The organism is Haloplanus aerogenes, from assembly GCF_003856835.1.
In the GTDB taxonomy this organism is placed as follows: domain Archaea; phylum Halobacteriota; class Halobacteria; order Halobacteriales; family Haloferacaceae; genus Haloplanus; species Haloplanus aerogenes.
Genome location: NZ_CP034145.1, coordinates 2,215,609 through 2,240,194 on the forward strand (window position 1 = coordinate 2,215,609; position 24,586 = coordinate 2,240,194).

Sequence of the window (24,586 nt, forward strand, 5' to 3'; positions counted from 1 at the left end):
GACTACCCGGAGGCTTGCTCTCGCTCGCCACCCGTGCGTTGCTGGCGGGCACGTTCGTGACGCTCGCGCTCCTCGCGGGCGGTTGCCCAGTCAGCGAGGTCGCCGTACACCTCGTCGATGGTTCGTTCGTCGCTGCTCTCTGTGACGGCGACGGCATCGACTGCGGCCGGTGACGCGGCATCGTACGTCTCCTCGTACTCGGAGATGCGCATCGAGAGTTCACGAACGCGGTCCTGTAGTTCCTCGACGGAGTGATCGGCAGCGAGCTGATTGATACGTCGCCACTCGAAGTACGCATCATTTCGTTCGTAGGTGGTTGGATGACCGTCGTGACGGGTGACGATTCCTAGATTGGCGAACCAGCCCAGATACTTCCGAGCGGTCTTCGGATCGCAGTCGACCTGATCCGCGATGGCCCTCACTGTCGTCGGCTCACGGGTCTGGAGGATAGTTCCGTAGATGCGCTGTTCGACATCGTCGCCACTGAACGGCTCCTCGAAGGATGGCGGGTCATCGGGAGATTCTGTCCCGGCCATACGCAATTTTGCAGAGCTACTGATATAGTTCTTGCTTTCAGGAATAGTATCCGTTACTCGGCGCTTGGCCTCTGTGACGAGTTCCTCGATGTCAGCACCGCTGAGGCCGACAGTATTACTCGCGAGTTGTGCCAGCTGGTCCCCGATGAGTTCGTGTGGAACCCCCTCAATTTCGACTGGAATATCGCGTGATGACTCTCCCGGAAGTCCGATCTCGACGTGCGTCGCGAGTCGCCCAGGCCGAAGAATTGCAGGGTCGATGTCCTCGGGCCGATTCGTTGCGCCGACGACGATCGCCGTTCGATCGTCGGCAGTGAGATGGACGAGCAGCTCGCTGGTGATCTTCCTGTCCTCGGCGTGCGCTCCCCCAGCGCCGACATCGCGACCGCCAAATAGGTGTTCGGCCTCGTCGAGGAAGATCACGCAGGGGCCGACTGCTTCGGCTTCCGCGAAGAGCTGGCGGACCCGCTGAGGCCCTTCGTTGATCCACTTGCTGGTTACGTCTGCAGGCCCTAGCTCAACGAACGGGATATCGAGTTCACCAGCAAGAGTCCGGGCGAACATGGTTTTGCCCGTTCCCGGGGGTCCATAGAAGAGAATTCCTCGCGACGGTTCGATCCCGAACCGATCGTATCGGTCGTCACCCCGTGCCGCTGCTTGGACCGGCTGGAGGACCTCTTCTGCGAGTCGTTCCTTCACTTCGTAATAACCGGCGACGTCGTCGCCGAAGTCGTCGAACTCTGGGAGCCCCGGAGCGAGAAGATCGATCAGGTCGGGCTACTCGGCGACGAGTCACGGTCTGGGGGACGCCGAGCAACGCGTCGAAACGGGGGACGTTGAGTCGGTCATCGCCCACGCAGCCGAGGACGCGACACTGGTAATCGCCGGCGCAAGCGAGCGTGGACTCTTTACTCGACTGGTCAATGGCTCACCAGTCGTCGATCTCGTTGACGACATCGACTGTTCGATTTTGCTGGCCGAGCGTGCCCACGAACGAGGCGTTCTGGATCGTTTACTCGGAAGATAGTCAGCGATAGAACAAATGAAACATCTGATTTGATCGCGTATCCTGCCCTTTCGTACGGATCGTTGTGACTGATCACCGGCGTCCGGTGCGTGAGAAAGAGCGGGATATTTCAACTGGGGATGTAGAACACTACGGAAGATGTATCTCGTGATCGTTGGGGCAGGCGACATCGGCACACCCCTCATCGAAATTGCGACTACCGGGGGCAACGAAGTCGTCGTCATCGAACGCGACGAAGAGCGGGCCGAACGGGCGTCGAGACAGTACGATTGCCTCGTCATCAACGACGATGCCACGATCAAAGATACGTTACAGGACGCGGGTGCCGAACGTGCAGACGCACTCATTTCGACGACCGACCAGGACGCGACGAACATCATGGTCTGCCTGCTGGCACAGGAACTGGACGTGCCAACCATCGTCTCGGTCGTCCACAACCCCGACCACATGAACGTGTTCCGGCAAATCGGCGTCAACACGATGCAGAATCCCCAGCGCCTCATCGCCGAATATCTCTATCGATCGGTCAAGCGTCCGTCTATCGTCGATTTCATGCGTATCGGCGAGCAGGCAGAGGTGTTCGAAATCACCGTCGAGGCCGACGCACCGATCGCGGGCAAGACGTTGCGGGAAGCCGACGAGGCGGGTCTCATCGGCGGCCAGATGTTGATCGTCGCCATCGAGCGCGACGGCGACGGCGAGCCGATCACGCCTCGCGGAAACACGCGCATCGAGGCGGGCGATCTACTCACGGTCTACTCGGGTGAAGGTGCGACACCCGAAGTGACGGATATCTTCGGCCACACCGAGGATCAGAGCTAATATGTCCGGGCGGCACGGCGATTGGCTCTCGACGGATCTGAAGATTATCACGCGAGACATCGGTTCGCTCCTGTTGATGGAAGCCGGACTGATGACCGTCACGACGATCATCGCGCTCGGATTTCGGGAGTTTCACGCCGCGCTCGGTTGTTTGCTCGCGGGCGGGGTGACTGCGGCCGTCGGTGGCCTCGCCAATCGGGGGTTCGTGGACGCGCCCCCGCCCAAAATGAAACATGGAATGGTCATCGCCGCCGGTGGCTGGCTTGCAGTCGCCACGTTCGGGGCACTCCCGTTCCTGTTGACCGCGTGGGTGACGCCACCCGCAGTGATGGATACGTTCGTTCCTCTGGGGACGGACACGAGCGCGTGGGAACCGATCGGCGTCGGCGGCACCACGACGCTGTCCAGTCTCGCCTATTTCCGCAATCCGCTCCACGCGTTCTTCGAGAGCATGAGCGGGTGGACCGGGAGCGGTCTGACGATGGCGATTCACGAACCCTCCCTCCCCCGGGCGATTCAGTGGTGGCGGTCGTTCATCCAGTGGGTCGGCGGCGTGGGCGTCATCGTCCTGACCGTCTCCATTCTCGCGCGACCGGGAAGCGGGAGTTACGCCCTGTATCGGAGCGAAGCGCGCGAAGAGAAGATCCACCCGAGTATCGTCTCTACCGTCCGAACCGTCTGGAAACTCGTCGTCGGGTACACGCTCCTGGCGTTCGTTCTGTTGTTCGGGGCGATCCTCGGGAGCGAGAGCGAGTACGCCGAGTCGCTCCCGCTGTGGGAAGTCGCTTGGCAGGCACTGAACCACGCCATGACCGCCCTCACGACCGGCGGTTTCTCCGTCACGGACAACTCTATCGCGACGTACAACTCCCCGCTCGTCGAGGCGGTACTCCTCCCGATCATGATCCTCGGAGCCATCGCTTTCCCCGTCCACTACGTCGTCCTTCGGGACCGGAAGGTGCGCGAACTGGCCGCCGACCTACAGACACGCTGGCTACTCGTACTCCTCGGACTGGGCGTCGCTTCCCTCTCGCTACAGAACGTGCTATCGGTCCCGTCGACGTCGGGCGCGTTCGCTACCCGATCGTTCCTGTCGTTCTCGGTTCCGGCACTGGACGGGGCGCAACTCGACGCGATTCGGGATTCGACGTTCCAGTGGATCAGTGCGCTAACGTGTACCGGATTCCAGTCGGCGCCGATCGGTCGCTGGCTCGCCGGTGCCAAGGTACTGGTCGTGGGAGCGATGGTCCTCGGGGGTGCTGCCGGCTCCACCGTCGGCGGCATCAAGATCATCCGCGGATACACAATCGCCCGCGGCATCATCTGGCAGTTCTCGCGTGTGTTCCTCCCGACAAACGCCGTCGTAACCGCTCGCATCGGCGACAGAACGCTCGACCGCGAGGTGATGGAACGCGAGTTCAGCGAAGCGGCCATCGTCACGCTCCTGTGGCTCATCGTTCTCGTCACCAGTAGCGTCGTCCTCGTCAACGTCGTCGGACCCGACTTCGGCTACGCCGACGCACTGTTCGAAGTCGCCAGCGCACAGGGCAACGTCGGCCTCTCCACCGGCATCACTGGGCCGGGGATGTCGCCGATCGCCGAAGGGATGTTCGTCCTCAACATGTGGGTCGGCCGGTTGGAGATCATCCCGGTACTCGTGTTCGTCCGTGCCGGACTGTACGGACTGGACCCCTGACACTCGGGCGACGAGTTATCAGAGTGTCTTCCGGTTCATTCGTCGTCGGCACTCACGGAACCCACGAACGTCCAGTGGAGGTGCGTCCCTCCTTCCGGACGGGCTTCCTCACGGACGTGATAGAGGTAGGGACCGTGCGGACAGTCCTCACAGCCGTCGGCACACGAAAACTGCTTCACGACTTCAGTAAACCCATCACGTTCGGTCGCTCGAAGGATATCTTCCCCCGGACCGGGTTCGATCGGAGATGTCGTCTCCTGGTGAAACTGGAGCAGTTCCTGAGCGTGAATGATCGTGTTACGGAGTTCCTCGGGCGTGAGCTGGCCAAGCTCCGACGCAAGCGATTCGGGTAATCCATCCGGAGGAGTCGGTGTGTCCGTAGCGTCAGTCATAGTGAGGGATTCACTCCGGGAACACATAATACGTCGCCACGACCACAGCGGAGGCGTATTCCAGCCTCCACCGAGCCATGACGGATCGACACCTCAGAGCCATTCTGGCGGGAGCGGAGCGGATCGCAGAGCACTACGCCCCAGTCGACGGACTACCCTGAACACGAGTCGCACCGGTGTGCTGTACTCCGGCTCTACGGGGGTGACGCCAAGTCGATTCACGAGACGGTCTCACGTCGAGATCATTAGTAGATCGTGTGCCACAATCGTCCTCGGCAAGGAGCTTCTCACGGACCGAATTGACGGTTGTGCGGACAGCGTCCTCGGTAATCCCTCTGATATATCCCCACGGAGCGACGGTGTACCGTTCGATGAGATGGACGATGCTGTCCGCAACCGTCGACGGTCGAAGACTGATTTGAGGCAGTAGACGCTTGTGATATCCGTCACAATGATGAGTTATGCATCCTGCACAGGAGCTCGAAGAACTCCTCGCTGACGGCGAGGAACTCACCATCGTCTGTCACAACAACCCCGATCCGGACTGTCTCGCGAGCGCGTTCGCGCTGGGCCGAATCGCGATGGCTGCCGGCATCGACGAACACCACATTCTGTACAGCGGTGATATCTCCCATCAGCAGAACCGAGCGTTCGTCAATCTCCTCGACATCGACCTGAAACCCTTCGATCCCGCAGCCGTCCAAGACCGGCCGGAGGGGTCACTGCTCGCGTTCGTCGATCATGCGGTTCCGGGGGCGAACAATCGGGTCCCGGAGGGTACCCCAGTCGACATCGTGATCGATCACCATCCGAACGAGGGTATCGAGGCACGATTCATCGATCACCGCGAGCAAGTCGGCGCGACGGCGACGATTCTGACGGAGTACGTACGAGAGTTGGCCACCGAGATGGACGCCGCCCTCGGGACGGCCCTCCTGTTCGCGATCCGTCGCGAGACGCTCGGGTTCCTCCGCGGCGTGACCAGCGCCGAGTACGACGCTGCGGGCTGGCTCCACGAACACGCGGACGGTGCGTTACTTCGGACCCTCTCGACGCCGTCAATCACCGGGGCGACCGTCGATGCAATCGCGGAGGCGATCACGAATCGGACCGTGCGGGGGTCGGTCCTCATCTCGGGGATCGGTCGGACGAGCGAGCGTGACGCGTTACCCCAGGCGGCCGACTACCTCGCGACCTTGGAGGGCGTCGAGACGGCCATCGTGTTCGGCATCGTGGAGGACGGGGTTCAGCTCTCGGCGCGGTCGACCGATTCTCGGATCCACATCGGTAACGTGCTCGACGGCGCGTTTTCGGATGTCGGCAGTGCCGGCGGCCACCGCGAGATGGCCGGCGGCGAAGTACCGCTCGGTATTTTCGCGGACTATACGACTGACGACACGCAGCTATTCGCAATCGTCGACCAGGTCATGACTGCTCGTCTCGTTGCCGAACTCAATCTCACGACAGAGGCGGAGACACGGACCAAGGCGGACGGCGAAGACGAGTAATGCGGACAGTGTCACTCAGTCTCCGACACCCATCTCCGACCCCCCGCCCGTCGTGGGTGCCATCGGTGGGCGCCGTTGATCGAGCAGTCGCTGGCAGGGGACCGGCTATTATGTTCGTGATCGCCGATACCCGATAATATGGACCAGCGAACACGTCTCACCGCCTACTATCTTCTCATCGTCGTCAGCGTGCTCTCCGGGTTCGTGGTCCTCTACAACTACGGGATGGCCACGTGGGAGGGTCGGCCCCAGCCGTTGTATCGCTCGATCGAGGTCGTCGTTCAGACGGTCACCACCGTCGGGTATGGTGGGGACGCTCCCTGGTCGAGCCCACAGATGAACTACCTCGTCTCACTCATGGCCCTCTCGGGACTCGTCCTCATTTTTGCGGCCCTCCCGGTACTCGTCGTCCCCCTCTTCGAGGACGCGTTCAGATCCAGTGCCTCCTCGTCGGTTCGTGGGATCGATGATCACGTCATCCTCTGTAACTACGGGCCTCGTGAAGAGGTCCTCATCGACGAACTCACCGAACGCGGCGTCGAGTACGTCATTATCGAGGACGATCGGGAGGCGGCGGACCACCTCTACACGTCAGGGTATACGGTGATATTTGGAGATCCCGAATCGGATGTAACACTCCGATCGGCTCGGCTGGAGTACGCCGACGCGCTCATCGCGAACGTCGACGACGAGACGAACCCGAGCGTTCTCCTCTCGGCGCGCGAGATCAACCCCGACGTACGGACGGTCAGCCTGACCGAGGACCCGAATACTGCGGACTATCACCGGTACGCGGGGGCCGACCACGTACTCTCACCCAAGCAAATACTGGGGAAACAGCTCGCGGGCAAAGCGGTCGGCACATTCGATCCGGAAGCCATCGAAGCCGTCGAGATCGACGAGGACTTCGACATCGCGGAGTTCCCGCTGCAGAGCGGGAGCGAACTGATCGGCCAGACCATCGCGGACAGCGGCGTCTTCGAACGGACGGGAGCAGCCATCATCGGGGTGTGGATTCGGGGGACGTTCCACAGTCCACCCCCTCCGGAGGCGCGATTCGACGCCCGAAGTGTTCTCGTTGCGACCGGCAGCGAGGCGGAACTCGATCAATTGAAGGAGATGACCCTCTCCGAAGGCCGTCACTGGCGAGGAGATGTCGTCGTCGCGGGAATGGGTGTCGTTGGACGAACCGTCGCGACCGCACTCTCGAGTACCGTGTTCGAGTACACGACCATCGATCTCGTGGACGGCCCGGCCGTCGACGTGGTCGGCGATGCGACAGAACGAGACGTCCTCCGTGAGGCGGGTATTGTAGATGCTGGCACCATCGTACTCACGCTGGCAGACGATACGGCGGCGATTTACGCGACGTTCGCGATTCGGGAACTGAACCCCGGGATCGAGACCATCGTCCGAGCGAACGAACACGAGAACGTATCGAAGCTGTATCGCGCCGGCGCGGACTACGTACTGTCGCTCGCGGCCGTGAGCGGGCGGATGCTCGCGTCGATCGTCCTCGACGAGGAGATCCTCTCCCCAGGGACGCAACTGAAACTCATCCGGACGACGGCGCCCGGTGCCGTCGGCGAATCGCTCGCCGATGCGGACATCCGTAATCGGACTGGCTGTACGGTGGTCGCCGTCGAACGAAACGGGAGCGTCGTCACCAATCCGGGAGCGTCGTTCGTGATCGAAGCCGGGGACGAACTCGTGGTTGCCGGGATCGACGAGAACATCAGTCGGTTTCAGGCGCAGTTCGTTTGATGGGGCTCTTGTTGGACGATAATGAGACAAGCGCTCCAGAGTGTGTAGCCACCCGGTCGGGTAAGCGGCTCACAGCACGAGGGTAAAGAGGAGGTACGACCCGACGACTGAGAGCGACGGCGTGAGAATCCAGAGAATGACGATTCGGCTCGTCGCTGCCGGGTCGAACAGGCTATCCGCGGTCAGTTCCTCGATTTCCTCCTCGCCGATCGGAGGGATTGACGGGGACCCGTCGGAATGGCCCTCGGTGTCAGGAGGCTCTCCGGACGCGGGGTCGCTCACGGTTGGCCCCCGTACAGCCGGTCGGCGGTTTTATCCGACAGTTGAAACTATTTCTATCGTATGACTGAACAGCCTGCCGACGCCGAGCCAACGGGCAAGAACATCGCCGGCGAGGCGCCCGTCGCGGAGCCGGAAGCCGTCACCGACGACACGACGGTCCACGACGACGACGTCGAACTCGAACGGACCATCGGGTTGGTCGGCGGGCTGGCAATCGGGATCGGGACCATGATCGGAGCGGGTATCTTCGTCTTCCCGGGACTGGCGGCGGCCAACGCCGGCCTCGCGGCCACCCTCTCGTTTGCTATCGGCGGACTGATCGCGTTGCTCGTGGCGCTGCCAACCTCGGAACTCGCCACGGCGATGCCCCGGAGCGGTGGTGGCTACTACTTCATCTCGCGGGGGATGGGGACGGCCTACGGGGCGATCGTCGGGCTGGGGCTGTGGCTGGGTCTGATGTTCGCCTCCGCGTTCTATCTCGTCGGGCTCGGCCACTACGCGAGCGCCGTCTTCGCCGAACTCGGTATCGGACTCCCGTTCAGTCCCGTCATCGGGATCGGACTGCTGTTCGGCGCCGCACTGACGGCATTGAGTATCGGTGGGACGGAGAACACCGCGAAGATTCAGAACGTGGTGGTCGGAATCCTCCTCGTGGTGCTCACAGGCTTTCTCTCGTACGGCGTTCTCGACGCTGTGGGGGTGTTCGGCAGTGGAACCGTTCCGGAGCAGTTCTTTTCGAGAGGGTACTTTCCGGTGTTGACGACCGCGGCACTCGTGTTCACGTCGTATCTGGGGTTCGCCCAAGTCGCGACCGTCGCGGGCGAGATCAAACAGCCGGGTCGGAATCTCCCGCTGGCGATGGTCGGATCGGTCCTGATCGTCACCGTCTTCTACGTCGTGACGATCTTCGTCGCGACCAGTGCGTTCGGAGCCGAGCGGCTGGGCCAGTTCGGGGAGACGGCGATGGTCGAGGTTGCCCGTGACTTCCTCGGACTCCCGGGCGCAGTCGCGATTCTGGGTGCCGGATTGCTGGCGACGTTCTCGAGTGCGAATGCGTCGATTCTCAGTGCCTCGCGGGCGGTGTACGCGCTGAGTCGCGACGCCCTGCTTCCCAGAAAAGCGAGCGAGATCAACCTCCGGTACGGGACGCCACACGTCGCGCTACTCGCCGCCGGTGGCCCGATCCTCGCCCTCGTCGCGACCGGCCAGGTCGAACTGCTCGCGGAGGTCGCCTCGTTCCTCCACCTGATCATGTACGGGCTGATGTGTGTCGCCCTGATCGTGTTGCGACGACGGAGTCCCGAATGGTACGCCCCCAGCTACCGGGTGCCGGGGTATCCCGTGGTCCCGGCCGTGGGGGCGCTCGCGAGCTTCGGACTGATTGCCTTCATGCAGCCCGCGTCGATCGGTATCGGCATCGTGGTGATGCTCGTCTCCTACCTCTGGTACCGTTATTACGCTGGGAACGTGACACTCAAAGGGGATGTCTAACTATGACTGACCGACCATCCATACTCGTCCCGATTCGCGTGCTCGAGGGGGAGTCGATCCCGGAGGGGGTGCCCGATCTCCTCGCGAACGGCCACGTCGTCCTGCTTGGCTACCACGTCATTCCGGAACAGACGGCGACGGGACAGGCACAGATGCAGTTCGAGGACCGGGCCACGGAGCGGCTCGACGAGTACCAGGCGATGTTCGAGGAGGCAGGGGCGACCGTCGAGCGGCGACTCGTGTTCACCCACGACGGCCAGAAGACGATCGACCGGATGACGACCGAGCACGACTGTCTGGCCGCACTCGTTCCGAACGCGACGGGGTCGGTCGAAGACGTACTCGTCGCCGTCCGTGGGACCGTGGGGGTCGACCGCATCGCCCACGTCGTCGCAGGCCTGTTCGGGATGACGGACGCGTCGGTGACGCTATACCACGTCGCCGAACCGGACGAGACGGACGAGGACGTCGGGACACTTCTGGATGGGATAGTGAATCGGCTGAAGGACCTGGGTATGGACGCCTCGAGGATCGAGACGCGCGTCGAGCGCGATCAGGCGGCCTTCGACGCGATCGTCGATGCAGCCGATGCGTTCGACGTCGTCGTCATGGGTGAATCCGACCCCTCACTGGCGACGTTCGTGTTCGGGATGCCGGCCGACCAGGTTGCCGACCGGTTTCTCGGACCCGTCCTCGTGGTTCAGCGCGAACCCTCCGAAGGGACGGAGTGATACCGACCTCGGTGGTCCTGTGGGTGCGGGCTCTCTGTTGGATTGATACGAATGACGTGCTGAATATACACTGAGCCTTGTTTAGACGCGGTGCGGATCACTCTTTCCGATCGTTGTCCGAACAGCGAAATTGGAAAGAGAGGCATTCACAGGCTAATTCTGTTCACCCAACATAGCCACTAACCTACGTCTTCAGGAGCGTCTAAACAAGGCCTATACACTGTATTCAGAATGTACAACAAGCGCGCATATGCCTCTATGATTACGGTTGCTCGGCTTCTACACCAACCGAATCCCTGTAGAGTCTCCTCGGTAATTCCATCCGGGGAGAATACAGCCACTCCGAGAATCGTGACAAAGTCGGATACGTCGTAGTGATATACCTGAGCCAATATTTCAATCAGATAAAGGTTGGTCAGGATTTATATCCATACAGACAGAAAACGCAGCCTATGGAGCATCAGAATCTTCTCGTATTCTTAGAATTCCCCAAGCCGACGCGTCCCTCGCTTGGACTGCTGAAATCTCTCTCGTACATGGATATCACGCTGGTTGGATTTCATTCCACGGTGGATAGCGACGAGTCACAGACGGACCGAGAGGCCGAAATCGAGACGACACTTGAGGAGATCACCGCTAAGTTCGAAGAACAGGGGATGCAGGTTGAGCAGCACGTAGTTACGGGTGACAGTATGATCGAGACCAGAAACGAGTGGGCCAATCGCGACCAGATTGATGGTGTCTTGACTCCCGGCGGTGTCAATACTGTCGGGAGAATTTTGGTCGGTCTCCGAGACACCCGAAACGTTGAAAAAATGGCCGAGTTCATCGATCTTATTGACCGTAAACGAATCATTCACGTTACGCTGTTGCATGTCGCTCCCGAGTCTGAATCCGAGTCCGAATCTGAGGCGACAGTCACCGGTCGTGAAGCGCTCAAGGCCATGAAATCCGAACTCGTAGATCGTGGTGTGAATCCGGCAGTCATCCATCTCCAGATTCAATTGTCCGATGATCCCGAGCACGAACTCGTGACAGCTGCTCGGAATTACGATCTGACGGTTCTTGGGAGGACAGAAGAACCCGGCTTCAAAGATCAAGTGTTCGGTCCGGTTTCGAACCAAATTACTGATCGAGCGCACTCAACGGTGCTGACAGTTACATGACTTATCGAGAACATACAGATTCTATCGTCACTTGATGTTTCTTTCTGATTTCAGTACTGGAAAATTGATTCCGGAGATGTTGTTTGTCTCCAATTGTCTGATTATCGAAATCAGCTCACCATCGGCCGGTAAGTGTCCGCCGTGTGTTCACTCATGACTTCTCTGTCAGACCAGCCGTTCTACTGCATTCGCGCTCTGTATTCAGCACGCCCTTAGCGAACTATCAACAGATGAGGATTTCAACAAAGCCGTTGAATTCCACCTCGTTTGGCTCCCCGGAAGCGACGTCCCCACTCTCGTGGACGGTACCGAAGAATCGTGTACTGCAGAGGTATGCTATGCCGGACTGGGGAACACAGCCGGATTTCGACCGCAAGACCCACTCGGTCACCCCGAGAAATCCCGTGCTCCCGGGTACTGGGTTCCGAGTCGTGATCGCCGGTGGCGGCTACGTCGGATACCACACAGTCCATCGCGGTCGGGTTACGTCATCGCCGATACGGACGAGATTGTAACTGTTTCCCAGTGGTTCGCCAAGATAGTCGGGCGAACCACCGGTACGGACTTACAATAGACCGTATTACTCGTTCCAGAACGCACCGGTGAACATCACGAACACGGGGATGATCTCCAGTCGACCGATCCACATCAGGAAGACCATCAGGAGTTTGCTCGTAGCCGGGAAGTCAAGGTAGCTTCCGAACGGGCCCAGAAATCCGAAGCCCGGACCGATGTTCCCGAGCGTGGCCAGACTCGCACTGACCGCTTCCAGCGTCGTCATTTCGAGGCCGACACGGCCCGCGTCGAGCAGAATGAGCACCGTCGCTACGCCGAAGGTGAGCAGGTACAGGAGGGTAAACCCGTAGATCGCCCTGATGACCTCCTCGTCGACGACGTGGCCGCCGAGGCGAACCGGTTTGATGGCGTTCGGGTGGGCAGTCGTGAACAGTTGCCGGCGAATGGCCTTGATAACGACCAGCCACCGGACGACTTTGACGCCACCTCCCGTGGAGCCGGCCGAGCCACCGATGAACATCGCGAACAACAGGAGGCCCTGTGCGGTCGTCCCCCACTGTGCGAAGTCACTCGTCGCGTACCCCGTGGAGTTCAGGAGCGACGCGACCTGGAACGTGGCTTGGCGAAGCGAGTTCTCGAGCGCACCCTCGGTGACGCCGCCGAGTTCCAAGGGCGGAGCCGAGCCGGTGAAGAGAAACCCCCACAGGATGACGATCATCCCGGCGTTCGCACCGAGATAGGCCTGTAGCTCACGATCGCGGAGAAACTCGACGTAGTCGTCCTGCACCAGCAGGTAAAACAGCGCGAAGTTCATCCCCGCGATGAGCATGAAGGGGATGACGACCCACTGAACGGCCGGCGAGAACGCTGCGATGCTGTCGGCCTGCGGGGAGAATCCGCCCGTCGGTAACGTCGTGAAGCCGTGGGCGACGGCGTTGTAGACGTCCATGTTCGGTGCCATCCCGGCGTAGTGGAGGCCGATCAGGATGGCGACGTACAGCGCGGTGAAGCCCAGGTAGAACAGCCAGAGCAGCCGGGCGGTCTCGGCGATTTTCGGCGTCAATTTCTGGAGTTCCGGCCCGGGCGCTTCCGACTCGATCAGTTGTGCGCCGTTGACTGCGGCCTCGGGGAGGATGGCGACCATCAGCACGATGATCCCCATGCCGCCGAGCCACTGGGTGAGTTGCCGCCACATCAACAGCGCGTGAGAGTGCCGTTCGAGCGAGATTGCGCCGAGGACCGTCGCGCCGGTGGTGGTGAAGCCGGACATCGACTCGAACAACGCGTTGACCGGATAGCGGAGCGTCGATTCGGTACCGTACCCGGCGATGACGTACGGAACGGCCCCGACGAGGGCGACGGCCCCCCACGCGAGTGCCACGAAGAGGAGCGCTTCGCGAGCGCCGAGTTGCGGATCGTCGTCGAGGCGTTCCAGCGCGAGGCCGATGACGACTGCGATACCAATCGAGAAGAGGAAGACGACGACATCCTCTCCGTAGAGGAGACCGATAGCCAACGGGACGAGCATGGCGACGGCGAGATACTTGACGACCGTGCCGGTGAACGCAACGCTCTGTCGCCAGTTGACTCGAACCGCCATCACTAGTCACCGTCCATTGTGCCACGTCCTCCCTTCGAATCCGGAAAAATCTCCCGTTCTCACCATGCTCGTCATCGGGATCGACGATGGAGCAGCTACAGTTTACTGCTGGCTTCCTCCAGCGAGTCGATTTCGACGAACACGACCACGTGGTCGCCACGCTCGACGACGGTGTCTCCCCGGGGGATGACCAACGTGCCGTTGCGGGCGATCGATCCGATGACCACCCCATCCGGGAGGTCGGCGACGGATTCGCGGATGGGCCGGTCGACGAGTACGCTCTCTTCGGTGATCTCGATTTCGAGAACTTCCGCACGGTCGGATTCGATGATCGCGACGTTTTCGGCCTGGTATTCGCGAGTGAAGCGTGTTATCTCTTCGGCGGTCGCTTCGCGTGGATTGACTGCCACGTCGATGCCGACCTCCTCGAACAGGTCGACGTACCCGCCCGAATCGACGACTGCGACGGCTCGTTCGGCACCGAGACGTTTGGCGAGGAGGCCGACGAGCAGGTTCTTCTCGTCGTTATCGAGTGCCGCAATGACGATATCGACATCGTCGATGTGTTCCCGTTCGAGGAATTCCCGATCCGTCGCATCGCTCTCCAGTACGGTGGTTCCACTGAGTGCTTCGGCGAGTTCCCGAGCCCTGTCGTGATCCTGCTCGACGAGCCGGGGTTTCAGTCCACGCTCCTGTAAGAGACGAGCAGTGTGGTAGCCGATATCGCCGCCACCGACGACGAGAATGTTGGGAGTTCCGTCGGTGTCGGGTTCGAGTTCGTGCGCGAACGTGTGGATGCTATCGGGACTCCCGATGACGATCACGTCGTCCCCGGGTTCCAAGACCGTCTCCCCGCGAGGGATGATCACCGCGTCCTCACGTAACACGGCGGCGAACGTGAGCGATTCGTAGCGGTCGGCCTCCTCGACGGTCAGGTTGGCGACGGGACTCGATTCCGAAATCTCGAATTCGGCCATCTGAACGAGTCCATCGACGAACATCTCGACGTCCTGTGCCGCCGGTAAGCCGACGATCCGTGCGATGGTTTCGGCAGCCAAGAGATTCGTCGCGACCATGTGATCGATTCCGAACGCACGCTCCGATTGCTGCCACGTTCGCAGGAATTTCGCACTCTTGACCCGGGAGATGGTGAACGCGTCGGTGACTGTCATCGCGGTGCTACAGGTGACGATGTTCGTCTCGTCGTCGTCGGTGCTGGCGATGAGGATGTCTGCGTCCTCGATGTCGGCTTCCTCCAGCGTGTCGAGATCGGTCCCGTCACCCTCGATACCGAGGATATCAGTGTCGTACATCAGCGCCTCGACGCGGTTCCCGTCGATATCGATGACGGCGACATTGTGGGTCTCGGCGAGACTTTCGGCGATGGCCGTCCCGACTTCCCCCGCCCCGACTATCACGACATACATAAGAGATCCCCCACGTCACACATAATCGATTGATTTCTTCGGCGCAGTGAAGTGTATTTCCCTCTGTGGGTGATCGAGGTTCTCTAGCGGTCTCACGAGAGATCACTCCGCATCCAAGCGGGGTTCTGCCCTGACAGTCCCGACCGGGACGAGCGGTGTGCCGTCGAACGCCGTCCCGAGTTCACGCCGGCTGGTTTGTTCGGCGTCCTCGGTTGGTCGTGCTGTGACGGTACACTCAAGCGTGAGGCCGACGAGCGCTGTCTCGGCCACGACGAGTACCGCCTCCATCGGCGTCCCACAGGTCGTACAGGAGAGCGTCTGGATGCTGATGTCGCAGTGATCAACGTGTGGGGCATCCGCTTCGCTCACACGTGTTCCGACCCCACTGACGGCGATATTGATCGTGTCCTGTACCGCGTGGGCGCCTCGAACGAGCCACGGGACCGACAGCGTCACCCAGTACTGTTCGGAGCGGCTCATCGTCTACCCTGCGCTGCTGACTGCTGGTCGATCGGCGTTGTCGTCCGCCTCATCGGCCCGGTCTGGCTCGGTATCGTATATATCACTTAGAAAGCGATGGATCGGCGCCATTCGTTGTGCATCTCGTCTCATCGAGGTTACCCCACGATGGGGAAATGATTAGCCAGCGTGGGGTAACCCGACATCATCATGTGGCGAGCGAACGCCTCGACCCATACTGCATCCGGTCCTTCAGCAGTTACTCCTCGACGACCTCGGCGAACGCGAAGTTCTCGTGCACGGTTTCGATCCGGACGAGCGGCTGCTGGCCGATCTCCGTATCGGGGACAAACACGACGTATCCAGGGCCGACCCGGGCGAGGCCGTCGCCCTGATTGCCGACGTCCTTGATGTCGAGCCGGAGCGTTTCTCCCTCGGTTACTGGCGGGTGGTTCGACGTACGTTCCGTCGAGGTTGCTGGGGTGCTTGTCTCAGCTCTTGGAGTGACATTCCGGGGAGGTTGCGGTTCAGCCCGTCTCTGCGTGGTCTGGACTTCTCCGCCGTCTCGATCCGTGGTCACAGAACTCTCAGGGATCGTAGGACTCGAGGTATTCACGCCAGGGTATACCCCGACTCGATACTCTCTCCGGGTTCGAGTGTCCCGAGTTCGACTTCTTGCTCAGGAACCGTGACGACATACTCTCCATCCCTGGCCTCAACGCGGCCGGTGAACAGACACAGTGGGGTAGACGAGTCCATCGATGCTCGTTTTGAGCGGGTTCGGATTAATTATGATCGGGTCCTGCCTGAACCGTCGTTCGTCCATGGTCTAGTTACCCCACAATACGGAGGTGTGTTCTGTTCGTGGGGTAACTTCTCCGCTTTCCACTCGGCGGATTTGGCCTTGTTGAAAACCTCATCCGGTGATAGGTTTCATCATCCGTGCGAGATACACAGCGCATATTCAGCAGTGGGGCAGGGAAGAATTGGGGGGTGACTGGTATCGGTAGCGTACTGTGCGGATCGTCTCGGAGAGAACCAAACGGTACTTTCCACCCGTGCGTTCGTTCCAGATCCTGCCGCGACCCGTCGGTGATGGCGTACCAGATGGTACCGCAGTGACGGCTGGGCCGAGAAACTAGATTCCGAATTCACTGCCCAGGGTCGCGTACGGTCACTAACCCTTGAGCCATGAGTCGCCGGGCGATCACCACGAGGCCGTTCCCGAACCCCTCACCGAAGATTGCCTGTTCCTCTTTGGATTCAGGCATGATCGAACTCACGAGAAACGCCGACCGGTCGATCAGTACCAACCGGCCGATCGCCGTGTCCTTCTCGGCGGTGTCCTCGCCGTGGAGCCACTCCAGCCCCGAGATAAACGTCGTGGCACCTGGGACGGCCGTCTGAACATGATCTTCAAGGGATGGGGTGAGCGCTCCGATGATTATCTCGACGCCGTCACCGATACCATTTAGCGTGGTGACGAGGTCGTCGGTCAGCAGCGATTCGTCACCGACGACGAGTACGACCTCCTCAGCCGCGTTTTCGATGAGATCGTTTGTCCGATTCTCGATCGCGGTTCGCCCGGACATCGACCACACTTCTTGAACGGGGGATTCGTCGTCCAGGTCCACGATATCGATCGTGGTGAGGGCGTCGTGTAGTCGCTCCACGCGATCATCGTACTGGTCCCGGAGCGTCTCGGTCGCCTCCTCCAGGGATACCGCCCGAAACTGCTGTGGACTGGAGTGTTGGGTTTCGACCAGTCCTTGCACTTCGAGCACTCGAATCGCGTCGTAGATGCGCGTCCGAGGGACCTCGGTCACCTCGCTAAGTTGCTTTGCCGTCCCAGTATTCAGACGGGAGAGGCCAACGAAACACCGCGCCTCGTACTCCTTCAAGCCAAGTTGCTGTAGTACCTCTATCGCCTCATCGATGTTTTCAGAATGTCCAAGGGCGGATTTGGCCATAACATGGCTAGGCCCCCCAAACAGAAAACCCCGTTCACCCAGAAAATCACTCCATTTTGAAATTTCAACCTAATTCGGTTATTTATGGATATATTGAAATAGAAATGTGGGCCGAGAGCTTACATTCGCAAATAGGTTTGAATATTTCAAGCAGTCTCCCGACTATCATTGACCGGTGATCGACCCGTCGTCGCTGTCGTCGTCCTGACCCGCGTCGGGCTCCGTCCGGGGATAGAAGTGATCCCAAGACTGGACCTTCGTCTCGGAGATAATCTCGGAGCTATGCATCGTCATGCCCAGGTCCACCAGTTCGTTGCGAATCTCTTCGATCTCCCCGATCGTACCGGCGACGACCTCGATGTGGACGTTCCGCTCGCCTCCAAGCAAATCGCGGGTAGTCACCACCCCGCGAACGTCGAGGATCTGTTCCCTCAGCGATTCCAGCTTGTTCGGATCGATCGTGCAGACAAACATGATGTGGAGTGGGTAGCCCGCTTGCTCGTAGTTGATCTCGGGGTGGTAGCCCCGGATCACGCCCTCGTCTTCGAGTTTGTCGAGGCGATTCCGGACCGTCGTGGAGGTCACATTCACCTTCTCGGCGATCTCCGTATTGGTCTGACGTGCGTTGAGCTGGAGTTGATGCAGAATGCTCCGGTCCACGTCGTCGAGTAGGATGTCGTCCATTCCATGTCCTTGGACGGGGCGACTGAAAAGTCCCCATGTGCCCTTCAAAGGATTCGCTCTGATCTCCCAGTTACAGGCGCAAACACCTGAACCGGCACCTGTCCTGTGCTGAATGCATCCTCTCTGAGGGACCAGTAAGAAGCGGCAGGGTTGGAAACTGGCTGCTGGCTGTAGTCTGACCGAACTCATGTAGAATCACCCTTCTTACCGTGGATTCATCCTCTGTATCTTGTACGCCACCAGTATCAACTGCTGAGGGTTTCCACTCGGCGGATTTCTTCGGAAAGAGGGGGTTTCTAGGATTCTGAGTCTCGGATAGAGACTCGCTGTACTACAGGTCGCTACTGTTCGGGGGTCACCTTCCTACCAGTCGTCATCGACACTTCAGACCGACCTTGTTCGACAGTCTCGGCGTTCTCCTGCGCCAGCCACCAGTCGGGGGTCCAGTCCGTGCATATGTTCGCGTCTTCAGGCGCAGGTTGATCTGTAGCCACAGTTTGGTATCCTCCTTGGCTGTCGGGATACTGAATTTCAGATGGGTTTAGTTTCACTCCGGATGGATGAGGTATATGCGTCGCCCTGTCGTCGGTGAGGGTACGGCCGATGTCTCTCGTTACGAAGACGCTGGAGCTGCACCTCATCGCCCCCAACGTGCACAAAGAGCTATTCCCCGAACGGTTCAAAGATGTCGACGTAGGCGGTCGTGAAGAGCCGCTGCACAAATTTCAGAGGACCCCTGTGATGAGTGCTATTGGTATCGAGACCAATAGTGCTATGGCATTGGCCTTCGAACCAATAGCTGAGGATGGGCTCGCTGACCGATGACGACCTCGATGGCGTAAGCGAGGGACAGAAGTACCCTGACGGGACTGTAGTCCGCGTGTTCTGCATGCGGACTGACCGCGACGCGTACCCGTCTGGGTGGGCGTACAAGCTCCACTACGGTGCGTCGGAGCCGGACCCGCCCCGCACGCTCGATGATGGGACGATTCGTCGGTATGATAACTCGCACGAGGACACAAAAGGGCACGAACTGCACGTCGCCCCTGACCCCAAACCGGAGATCATCGAATTCCCTGGCATGGTCGAACTCTGGGAACGGTTTTGGAGCGAAATCCCGAAACCCGAACTTGAGGTCACGTGAGGCCATCACCACGGTGATACCCATGAACGATTCCACTCCACCGCTGCATCCGATCGAACGCGAACAGCTTCGGGCTGCGTCGACGCTCGTCGTGACAGTCAAATCGTCCGACGAGTTCCACGACCACGTCACCGACGGCATCGAGTCGCTCGAACAGGGCGATACGGTGGACGCTACGCCGACGCTCTCATTTACCAGCTACGACGACCTCATGGAGACGCTGACGCCGCGTGTCCTCGAACTCATCGAGGCCATTCGTCGGGACGAACCATCCAGCATCAATGAGACTGCCCGGGTCGTTGATCGAGACGTAAAGAACGTCCACGAGGAACTCAGTCGGCTTGCCCAACTGGGAATCATCTTCTTCGAAGAAGATGGTCAGAGCAAGCGCCCGGTCGTCTGGTTCGACGAACTCGTCATCAACCTCCCGTTCGATCCCGACGCTGGAGATACAGCGGCTGCAGCATCGTAGGGGCACACATGCTGTTCGATGACGTAGTTGAGGAAGGACTTGCGATGCACGATCTGTCCGGAAGCGAGAACGCTGAAGACGCAGGCCGAATAGCTGCGATGCTGGACAACTGAACGACTGGTGGTTGAATCATGCCTGACGACACACGCCGTGCGAACGGATCGGTAGTCGGAGATCTCCTCTCAGTCGCAACTCTCCTCGAGAATCCACAGCTGGCAGGTCTGTACGCGTACCTCTATCGTGAAGAGCCTGCGACCGTTCGCGAGGTCATGAACGCGCTCGACTTCTCTCGGGAGACCACTCGGACGTTACTGTCTCGTCTTGAGGAGATGGGCACAGTTGAGACGCCCACTGACGACGAGCCACAGAAGTACCGAGCTCTCGTTGTCCGCGGATCAGGTCGATCGGACCTACACAGTGACGCCGGCGTTGATCGACGCTGTCGGCAGACGAAGTGCAGACGGCGACATCGATACGTACATCGATCGTCACGGACTCGCTGGGCTTACGACGGCGCTCATCTATGCTGTCGATCGGGAACGATCCAGAGTGACACATCGGCTGATGGCCCGTGATCTGGATATCGCCCCGTTGGAAGCCGAGATTACTCTTCAAGCACTTCGTCCAGTCGTCCACGACCACTTCGAGATTGAGGTCGCAGACAGTGGCGATGTATTTGAGTCCGAAAGCAACGCCCCGTGAAGGAAGCTCACACCTTTCCTCGCTATCTGCATATCGACGTTGTAGTAGCCATTTTGACTGTTGCCGAATTACTGGTACCTATTAGATGTGCGAACTGTTCGATGAGACGGCGGCCCGCGTGCTCCTCGCGATCGACCCTGGAGAGTCGATCCGGCAGGTCGCCCAGCATCTCCACACCCCTTACGAGACGGTTCGACAGGCCGTGAATCGACTCGAGGCCGCAGGATATCTCGTCTACGACGACGGCTTGTTAGTCACCGACGAGCACGTCCGCGAGACGGCGCTTACCCTTCTCACCACGAGTGGTGGCGTGAGTCCGCCGTCCATCGAGGAGGCGTACGTCCTCCCGCAGTTCGGCGACTGGCCGTTCGCATTCGCCCGGATCGATGCAGTTTACGTCTGGACGCAAGGTGGCTACCAGGTCGGTCGCGATCCCGACGACTATCCGCTGTTTCTCGCCGTCCGTGAACAGGATGTCGAGGCGTGGCAGGGCTTTTTCGAGCAGTTCGGACTGCCGACGGCGTTCGAGCGACAGCCACGGGACGGACTCGATGGCCCGCTCCAGATCGTCCTTGATCTCCGACCGACGGTGTACAATATTCAGCTATCGCTGCTGATCGCACTCCTCGATTCGTACGAGGGCTCGCTGGCGTCGGATACGTACCAGGAGTATATTGAGACCGCCGGGGAGCTCCTCCGAAAACCAGTGTTGATGATCCAGCTCGCGCTGAAAGATCACGACCGACCAGTAGTTGAGACTGGCGCTCTCAATACACGGCCAGCTGCTCTTGCATTAGAACCGTGATAGAAACGGACCTCAGTCCGCACTCTGTTCGGACGGGTTCGGTCGACTCGCCTGGAGAGGATTTGTCGTTGAGGTCGCAGTTACCAGTCGGAGGAACCGCCCCGCGTTGGTGAGGAGTTTGTTCTCCGCTTTCCGGAGGTGTTCCTCGTACGTCGACTTCGAGACGGATGTCCGGCCAGCAATCTCACGAAGGGATGTCTGCCGTGGTTGCTCGTAGTATCCGCTTTCGAGCGCCAACTGGAGTGCTGCCAGTTGCCGGTCGGTGAGGTCGTCGAACAGCTGATCGACCGGCGTCAGCATACTGTGCGGAATTTGTTTCTCCGCAATCTCGGTTTTCGAGAGGAGTTCGATGTCTCGGTCGGCACGCAGGTCGCCGAGTAATGCCCGGATGTCGTCCTCGTCGAAGGCGATAACAGTGTAGTGTTCCCAGCCCTGTCGATAGATCGTTGGTGACTGGTACAAACAGTTGTGATCCTCGAAGCGGTCGATTATCGACTGTTCGAGGGAACAGAGACACGACTGTGTTACAACGTGGTAGCCGGAGTCGTCGACTGACTCGTGGAGAACCGTCCCGAGACGATCGATGTCATCGAGGAGCTGGTCTGTCGGTGTTTGCTCCGACGAGATCTCCAGCACTTGGCAGTTACTCAACGGCCACTCGCGGATGGTGAGGTCCGGGTGGTGTTCCGATATCGCTCGGTATGGACACTCGTGTTTCACCCGGAGCGACGCCTCGTACAGAGCCATACTGGATATTGTGAATCCTCGAAATTAATGGTGCCGGTCATGTCCGGCAGTACCTATATTCAAACACTCTTCCTACAGATTGGTACCGATGTCAGAGATTGCACCGGATGAACTCAGCAGGCGGTTGCAAACTGACGGCAATGACGTACTCGTTCTAGACATACGTCACCGAGAGGACTTCGAAAACTGGCATATTCCTGGCAGCACGAACGTCGATGTCTACGACCGTCTGGTCAACGAACCAGCCACAGCGAAAGAATCGCTCACGGAGTTGCCCAAACAGAAGGAAATTGTCACTGTGTGCACCGAGGGTGTCGTCTCTCAGACTGCGACGGACGTGTTGCGGGAAATGGGATACGATGCTGCGACCCTCGAAGACGGAATGAGCGGCTGGAGTCGGGTTCATCGACACGCCGCGGTTCCGGTCGATATCGACGGGCAGTTGATACAGGTCGCCCGCCCAGGGAAGGGTTGTCTCTCGCACATCCTCGTCTCGGACGGCTAGGCAGCCGTTTTCGATGCATCCTATTATCTCGACGCCTACGAGACGGTCATCGACGAGTACGACGCCGACCTCGTGGCTGCGCTCGATACACACGCTCATGCTGACCACGTATCCGGCGGTGCAGCCCTCGCTGCCCGTCATAACGTTCCCTACTACCTCCATCCTGCAGACGCACTCGGGATCGATGCGTCTCCACTCGAAGACGGCCAGACCATCACGATCGGCACCGTCGAAATTTCGGTGATCCACACGCCGGGTCACAGCGAAGGGAGCGTCTCGTACTCACAGAGGATAAAGTTTGATCTGGATGTTGCGGACGACTTCCATACTTCATAAGTGCGCGACGTCATCTGACTCGCTATCGGCGAGTTCGTCGGATACCGACAAACAGTCCACAGCCGAGGCGCCGACGCCGGCGATTCAAACCGACGGGCCGGTCGACAGTTCTTCGACGAACGACCCTGCTCTTTGGTGCGGTAATCGTTCTATGACACCCACCTTTGGCCTATACCTCGGTCCGCTCGCAGTCCGGATCGTCGTACCCGTGCTCCGCGAGAACTTTCTTTAAGAGCTGTTTGCGTTCGACTTCGTTTGGGATTACCACCGCGTACACCCCCTCGTCGGAGAACCCGTACTCGCGCACACCAGGTTCCTTCTCGAGCGTCTCCGCGATACTGTCTTTGTCCTTTGCGGCGATGTCGACAACTGCGGTAGCTTTCATTGGCATTGTCTATCATTAAACAATCGTTCGCCGAATAAACATTTCCCTCTTACGTAGTTGGAACGCTCTGAGGCCCTCGCAAGTGTTGATATGTACCTTGGCATCGGCGTATTCGCCGTCACCGTGGACGACGTATTTGCGGTCGACTCGTCGATCAGTCTGCGGCTTTCGCCGGGATCACGTCCCGCTGTTTAGGTCGGTCACCGAATCGTACTCCCGGATCTCGTCGCAGATGGATTCGGGAGTGTCGCCGAGTATCTCGATACGAGCGGTGCCGGTCGTAGTATTCGCTGTGGCCGCGAGAACGCGAAATCACGTGTTGGGGTGCGCTCGGGATAGTTCGCTGATCCAGATTGAATCCGGAATCGTGATCGTGAGTTGTGCGTAGGGCATGGTCAATTGTTGTTCGATTGCTCGATCGCGCTCCCGACCGAGATGATCCGAACTACTCCACACCCTCTATTTTAGGTGCCCCTAAAATAGGTTACCATGAACATATTCGGACCATGTTGAAATGACTGTCTCGAATGTCGGTTCGAATATTGGTCAGTTATACCGTCTCCAAACTTGGGGTTGTTATTGCCACGGGAGTGTCGGTCGTCCGGAGTTGGCGGTAGGGTTCCACATCGTTACGGATTGCCGGTGGCGGATCAGGGATCGCTGCTAGCTTTCGCATTCGGAAGGCATCTGTAAGCGATGATGCCGTCCGTATGCGAGAAGTGTATCGCCCGGTAGAATGGTTTCGTCCCCGTCTAGTGTCCCCCGGAACGACCCGTCAGCACGAATGATACCCAGCGCTATGATGGCGTCAGTATCCTGACTCACTTCCTGAAGCGGTTTGTTCGCGAAACAGTGGCTCTCGCTGACGTGAATTTCGGCGACTCTGTATCCGTCACGAAGTTGGAGGAGCTATCGATACCTCTGCGTATCGAGTGACGTAGTCCGACCGAGCCCCCCACACGATAATTGGCGTGACGAGACGGTCGAACCACCGACTCCTAGCGAACAGGAGTATCGCACTGCCCCCGACCACCAAGTAAGTGAACCTCACTGCATCGCTTCCTCTCTCTCCGGTGAACGACAGGACAAGCGTCACGATACCCGTTATGATTCCCACGTTTCCCAGCAGAATGAGAACTTTGACGATTCGACGACGGTCCGGGGTCGATATCGCATCCTCGGCTTCTTGGGTGGTGAACCCGACACCAGTGAAAGCTGATACTGCCTGAAACGATGCGATATCTGTTGATAGGCCCGTCATCGTCAACGCGATCGTTCCTGTTCGAATAATGATGACCGAGAATGCGAGCACGACGAGGAGGAATATGGCCGCGTACATTCCGACTATACATTCACTCGCTCACATGGCTCTATACTGTTCGGTTCGGACTCCGAGTACGATTCCGAGCGGTCGTTCAG

Annotated in this window: 22 protein-coding genes and 3 pseudogenes; 12 read left to right on the forward strand and 13 right to left on the reverse strand. The window is 59.5% G+C overall.

From position 1 onward, the window contains the following. Window positions 1-2: 2 nt before the first annotated feature. Window positions 3-536: a DUF7342 family protein gene (locus DU502_RS18705; protein ID WP_241966862.1), complete on the reverse strand. Its 534-nt coding sequence runs from the start codon at window positions 534-536 to the stop codon at window positions 3-5. Window positions 537-755: 219 nt separating this feature from the next. Further along, a pseudogene (locus DU502_RS18875) lies at window positions 756-1,235 on the reverse strand (AAA family ATPase); the annotation flags it as partial. Between the two features lie 466 nt (window positions 1,236-1,701). Here DU502_RS18875 and DU502_RS11350 point away from each other — a divergent pair. Together DU502_RS11350 and DU502_RS11355 are read left to right on the forward strand one after the other, a co-directional pair. Next, window positions 1,702-2,385 (forward strand): potassium channel family protein, encoded by a 684-nt coding sequence (locus DU502_RS11350; RefSeq protein WP_121921866.1) that lies wholly within the window; start codon window positions 1,702-1,704, stop codon window positions 2,383-2,385. A 1-nt stretch (window position 2,386) separates the two neighbouring features. Then, on the forward strand, window positions 2,387-4,081 hold the full coding sequence (locus DU502_RS11355; protein WP_121921867.1) for a potassium transporter TrkG: 1,695 nt from the start codon (window positions 2,387-2,389) through the stop codon (window positions 4,079-4,081). A gap of 35 nt (window positions 4,082-4,116) precedes the next feature. Here DU502_RS11355 and DU502_RS11360 read toward each other — a convergent pair whose 3' ends face one another. Continuing rightward, the gene (locus DU502_RS11360; RefSeq protein WP_121921868.1) at window positions 4,117-4,473 is read right to left on the reverse strand and encodes a hypothetical protein; all 357 of its coding nucleotides are present in this window, start codon (window positions 4,471-4,473) and stop codon (window positions 4,117-4,119) included. 461 nt (window positions 4,474-4,934) lie between these two features. Here DU502_RS11360 and DU502_RS11365 point away from each other — a divergent pair, with 461 nt between their 5' ends. Further along, on the forward strand, window positions 4,935-5,981 hold the full coding sequence (locus tag DU502_RS11365) for a DHH family phosphoesterase (protein WP_121921869.1): 1,047 nt from the start codon (window positions 4,935-4,937) through the stop codon (window positions 5,979-5,981). A gap of 138 nt (window positions 5,982-6,119) precedes the next feature. After that, window positions 6,120-7,745, forward strand: a complete 1,626-nt coding sequence (locus DU502_RS11370) for a potassium channel family protein (RefSeq protein WP_121921870.1) — start codon at window positions 6,120-6,122, stop codon at window positions 7,743-7,745. A 69-nt stretch (window positions 7,746-7,814) separates the two neighbouring features. On the opposite strand, the gene DU502_RS11375 is transcribed toward DU502_RS11370, so the two are convergent. Beyond that, window positions 7,815-8,027, reverse strand: coding sequence for a hypothetical protein (locus tag DU502_RS11375; protein ID WP_199722772.1), 213 nt, complete (start codon window positions 8,025-8,027; stop codon window positions 7,815-7,817). 60 nt (window positions 8,028-8,087) lie between these two features. On the opposite strand from DU502_RS11375, the gene DU502_RS11380 reads away from it, so the two are divergent. The 3 genes from DU502_RS11380 to DU502_RS11390 all read left to right on the forward strand — a co-directional run bounded on the left by DU502_RS11380 (window position 8,088) and on the right by DU502_RS11390 (window position 11,415). Then, a complete protein-coding gene (locus DU502_RS11380; RefSeq protein ID WP_121921871.1) occupies window positions 8,088-9,518 on the forward strand; it encodes an APC family permease in 1,431 nt (476 codons plus the stop codon). Between the two features lie 2 nt (window positions 9,519-9,520). Continuing rightward, window positions 9,521-10,249, forward strand: coding sequence for a universal stress protein (locus DU502_RS11385; RefSeq protein ID WP_121921872.1), 729 nt, complete (start codon window positions 9,521-9,523; stop codon window positions 10,247-10,249). Between the two features lie 452 nt (window positions 10,250-10,701). Further along, window positions 10,702-11,415 carry a universal stress protein gene (locus DU502_RS11390; RefSeq protein ID WP_121921873.1) on the forward strand — a complete coding sequence of 238 codons (714 nt, stop codon included), beginning with the start codon at window positions 10,702-10,704 and terminating at the stop codon, window positions 11,413-11,415. Between the two features lie 580 nt (window positions 11,416-11,995). Here DU502_RS11390 and DU502_RS11395 read toward each other — a convergent pair. From DU502_RS11395 to DU502_RS11420, 6 genes are all read right to left on the reverse strand, one after another. After that, window positions 11,996-13,531, reverse strand: a complete 1,536-nt coding sequence (locus DU502_RS11395; RefSeq protein WP_121921874.1) for a TrkH family potassium uptake protein — start codon at window positions 13,529-13,531, stop codon at window positions 11,996-11,998. Window positions 13,532-13,626: 95 nt separating this feature from the next. Next, a complete protein-coding gene (gene trkA / locus DU502_RS11400; protein WP_121921875.1) occupies window positions 13,627-14,958 on the reverse strand; it encodes a Trk system potassium transporter TrkA in 1,332 nt (443 codons plus the stop codon). A gap of 102 nt (window positions 14,959-15,060) precedes the next feature. Then, window positions 15,061-15,438: a DUF555 domain-containing protein gene (locus tag DU502_RS11405; RefSeq protein ID WP_121921876.1), complete on the reverse strand. Its 378-nt coding sequence runs from the start codon at window positions 15,436-15,438 to the stop codon at window positions 15,061-15,063. A gap of 238 nt (window positions 15,439-15,676) precedes the next feature. Next, window positions 15,677-15,997, reverse strand: coding sequence for a TRAM domain-containing protein (locus DU502_RS11410; RefSeq protein WP_199722773.1), 321 nt, complete (start codon window positions 15,995-15,997; stop codon window positions 15,677-15,679). A 571-nt stretch (window positions 15,998-16,568) separates the two neighbouring features. Continuing rightward, a complete protein-coding gene (locus tag DU502_RS11415) occupies window positions 16,569-17,387 on the reverse strand; it encodes a TrmB family transcriptional regulator (protein ID WP_121921878.1) in 819 nt (272 codons plus the stop codon). 165 nt (window positions 17,388-17,552) lie between these two features. Continuing rightward, window positions 17,553-18,071: an Lrp/AsnC family transcriptional regulator gene (locus DU502_RS11420; protein WP_121921879.1), complete on the reverse strand. Its 519-nt coding sequence runs from the start codon at window positions 18,069-18,071 to the stop codon at window positions 17,553-17,555. An 805-nt stretch (window positions 18,072-18,876) separates the two neighbouring features. On the opposite strand from DU502_RS11420, the gene DU502_RS11425 reads away from it, so the two are divergent. The 4 genes and pseudogenes from DU502_RS11425 to DU502_RS11440 all read left to right on the forward strand — a co-directional run bounded on the left by DU502_RS11425 (window position 18,877) and on the right by DU502_RS11440 (window position 21,194). Next, window positions 18,877-19,215, forward strand: coding sequence for a toxin-antitoxin system TumE family protein (locus DU502_RS11425; protein WP_121921881.1), 339 nt, complete (start codon window positions 18,877-18,879; stop codon window positions 19,213-19,215). Between the two features lie 22 nt (window positions 19,216-19,237). Then, window positions 19,238-19,687, forward strand: coding sequence for an HVO_A0114 family putative DNA-binding protein (locus DU502_RS11430; protein ID WP_199722774.1), 450 nt, complete (start codon window positions 19,238-19,240; stop codon window positions 19,685-19,687). A 131-nt stretch (window positions 19,688-19,818) separates the two neighbouring features. After that, window positions 19,819-20,389: pseudogene (locus tag DU502_RS11435) on the forward strand (DUF7437 domain-containing protein). Window positions 20,390-20,474: 85 nt separating this feature from the next. Further along, on the forward strand, window positions 20,475-21,194 hold the full coding sequence (locus DU502_RS11440; protein WP_241966852.1) for a helix-turn-helix domain-containing protein: 720 nt from the start codon (window positions 20,475-20,477) through the stop codon (window positions 21,192-21,194). A gap of 12 nt (window positions 21,195-21,206) precedes the next feature. Here the strand turns inward: DU502_RS11440 and DU502_RS11445 are convergent, their stop codons facing one another. Beyond that, a complete protein-coding gene (locus DU502_RS11445) occupies window positions 21,207-21,941 on the reverse strand; it encodes a helix-turn-helix domain-containing protein (protein ID WP_121921882.1) in 735 nt (244 codons plus the stop codon). Between the two features lie 88 nt (window positions 21,942-22,029). On the opposite strand from DU502_RS11445, the pseudogene DU502_RS19075 reads away from it, so the two are divergent. Then, window positions 22,030-22,728 (forward strand): annotated as a pseudogene (locus DU502_RS19075) (rhodanese-like domain-containing protein); the annotation flags it as partial. Window positions 22,729-22,951: 223 nt separating this feature from the next. Here the strand turns inward: DU502_RS19075 and DU502_RS11455 are convergent. Further along, window positions 22,952-23,173, reverse strand: coding sequence for a hypothetical protein (locus DU502_RS11455; RefSeq protein ID WP_124897063.1), 222 nt, complete (start codon window positions 23,171-23,173; stop codon window positions 22,952-22,954). 886 nt (window positions 23,174-24,059) lie between these two features. Next, window positions 24,060-24,506: a hypothetical protein gene (locus tag DU502_RS11460; RefSeq protein ID WP_121921884.1), complete on the reverse strand. Its 447-nt coding sequence runs from the start codon at window positions 24,504-24,506 to the stop codon at window positions 24,060-24,062. Window positions 24,507-24,586: the final 80 nt, after the last annotated feature.

Bases quoted from the DNA above. Each gene is read 5' to 3' on its own strand.
- DU502_RS11415 (WP_121921878.1), bottom strand. From the start codon at position 17,387: ATGGCCAAATCCGCCCTTGGACATTCTGAAAACATCGATGAGGCGATA.
- DU502_RS11425 (WP_121921881.1), top strand. From the start codon at position 18,877: ATGGGCTCGCTGACCGATGACGACCTCGATGGCGTAAGCGAGGGACAG.
- DU502_RS11430 (WP_199722774.1), top strand. From the start codon at position 19,238: ATGAACGATTCCACTCCACCGCTGCATCCGATCGAACGCGAACAGCTT.
- DU502_RS11395 (WP_121921874.1), bottom strand. From the start codon at position 13,531: ATGGCGGTTCGAGTCAACTGGCGACAGAGCGTTGCGTTCACCGGCACG.
- DU502_RS11440 (WP_241966852.1), top strand. From the start codon at position 20,475: ATGTGCGAACTGTTCGATGAGACGGCGGCCCGCGTGCTCCTCGCGATC.
- DU502_RS11360 (WP_121921868.1), bottom strand. From the start codon at position 4,473: ATGACTGACGCTACGGACACACCGACTCCTCCGGATGGATTACCCGAA.
- DU502_RS18705 (WP_241966862.1), bottom strand. From the start codon at position 536: ATGGCCGGGACAGAATCTCCCGATGACCCGCCATCCTTCGAGGAGCCG.
- DU502_RS11370 (WP_121921870.1), top strand. From the start codon at position 6,120: ATGGACCAGCGAACACGTCTCACCGCCTACTATCTTCTCATCGTCGTC.
- DU502_RS11365 (WP_121921869.1), top strand. From the start codon at position 4,935: ATGCATCCTGCACAGGAGCTCGAAGAACTCCTCGCTGACGGCGAGGAA.
- DU502_RS11460 (WP_121921884.1), bottom strand. From the start codon at position 24,506: ATGTACGCGGCCATATTCCTCCTCGTCGTGCTCGCATTCTCGGTCATC.
- DU502_RS11380 (WP_121921871.1), top strand. From the start codon at position 8,088: ATGACTGAACAGCCTGCCGACGCCGAGCCAACGGGCAAGAACATCGCC.
- DU502_RS11445 (WP_121921882.1), bottom strand. From the start codon at position 21,941: ATGGCTCTGTACGAGGCGTCGCTCCGGGTGAAACACGAGTGTCCATAC.
- DU502_RS11350 (WP_121921866.1), top strand. From the start codon at position 1,702: ATGTATCTCGTGATCGTTGGGGCAGGCGACATCGGCACACCCCTCATC.
- DU502_RS11405 (WP_121921876.1), bottom strand. From the start codon at position 15,438: ATGAGCCGCTCCGAACAGTACTGGGTGACGCTGTCGGTCCCGTGGCTC.
- DU502_RS11390 (WP_121921873.1), top strand. From the start codon at position 10,702: ATGGAGCATCAGAATCTTCTCGTATTCTTAGAATTCCCCAAGCCGACG.
- DU502_RS11385 (WP_121921872.1), top strand. From the start codon at position 9,521: ATGACTGACCGACCATCCATACTCGTCCCGATTCGCGTGCTCGAGGGG.
- DU502_RS11420 (WP_121921879.1), bottom strand. From the start codon at position 18,071: ATGGACGACATCCTACTCGACGACGTGGACCGGAGCATTCTGCATCAA.
- DU502_RS11455 (WP_124897063.1), bottom strand. From the start codon at position 23,173: ATGCCAATGAAAGCTACCGCAGTTGTCGACATCGCCGCAAAGGACAAA.
- DU502_RS11355 (WP_121921867.1), top strand. From the start codon at position 2,387: ATGTCCGGGCGGCACGGCGATTGGCTCTCGACGGATCTGAAGATTATC.
- trkA (WP_121921875.1), bottom strand. From the start codon at position 14,958: ATGTATGTCGTGATAGTCGGGGCGGGGGAAGTCGGGACGGCCATCGCC.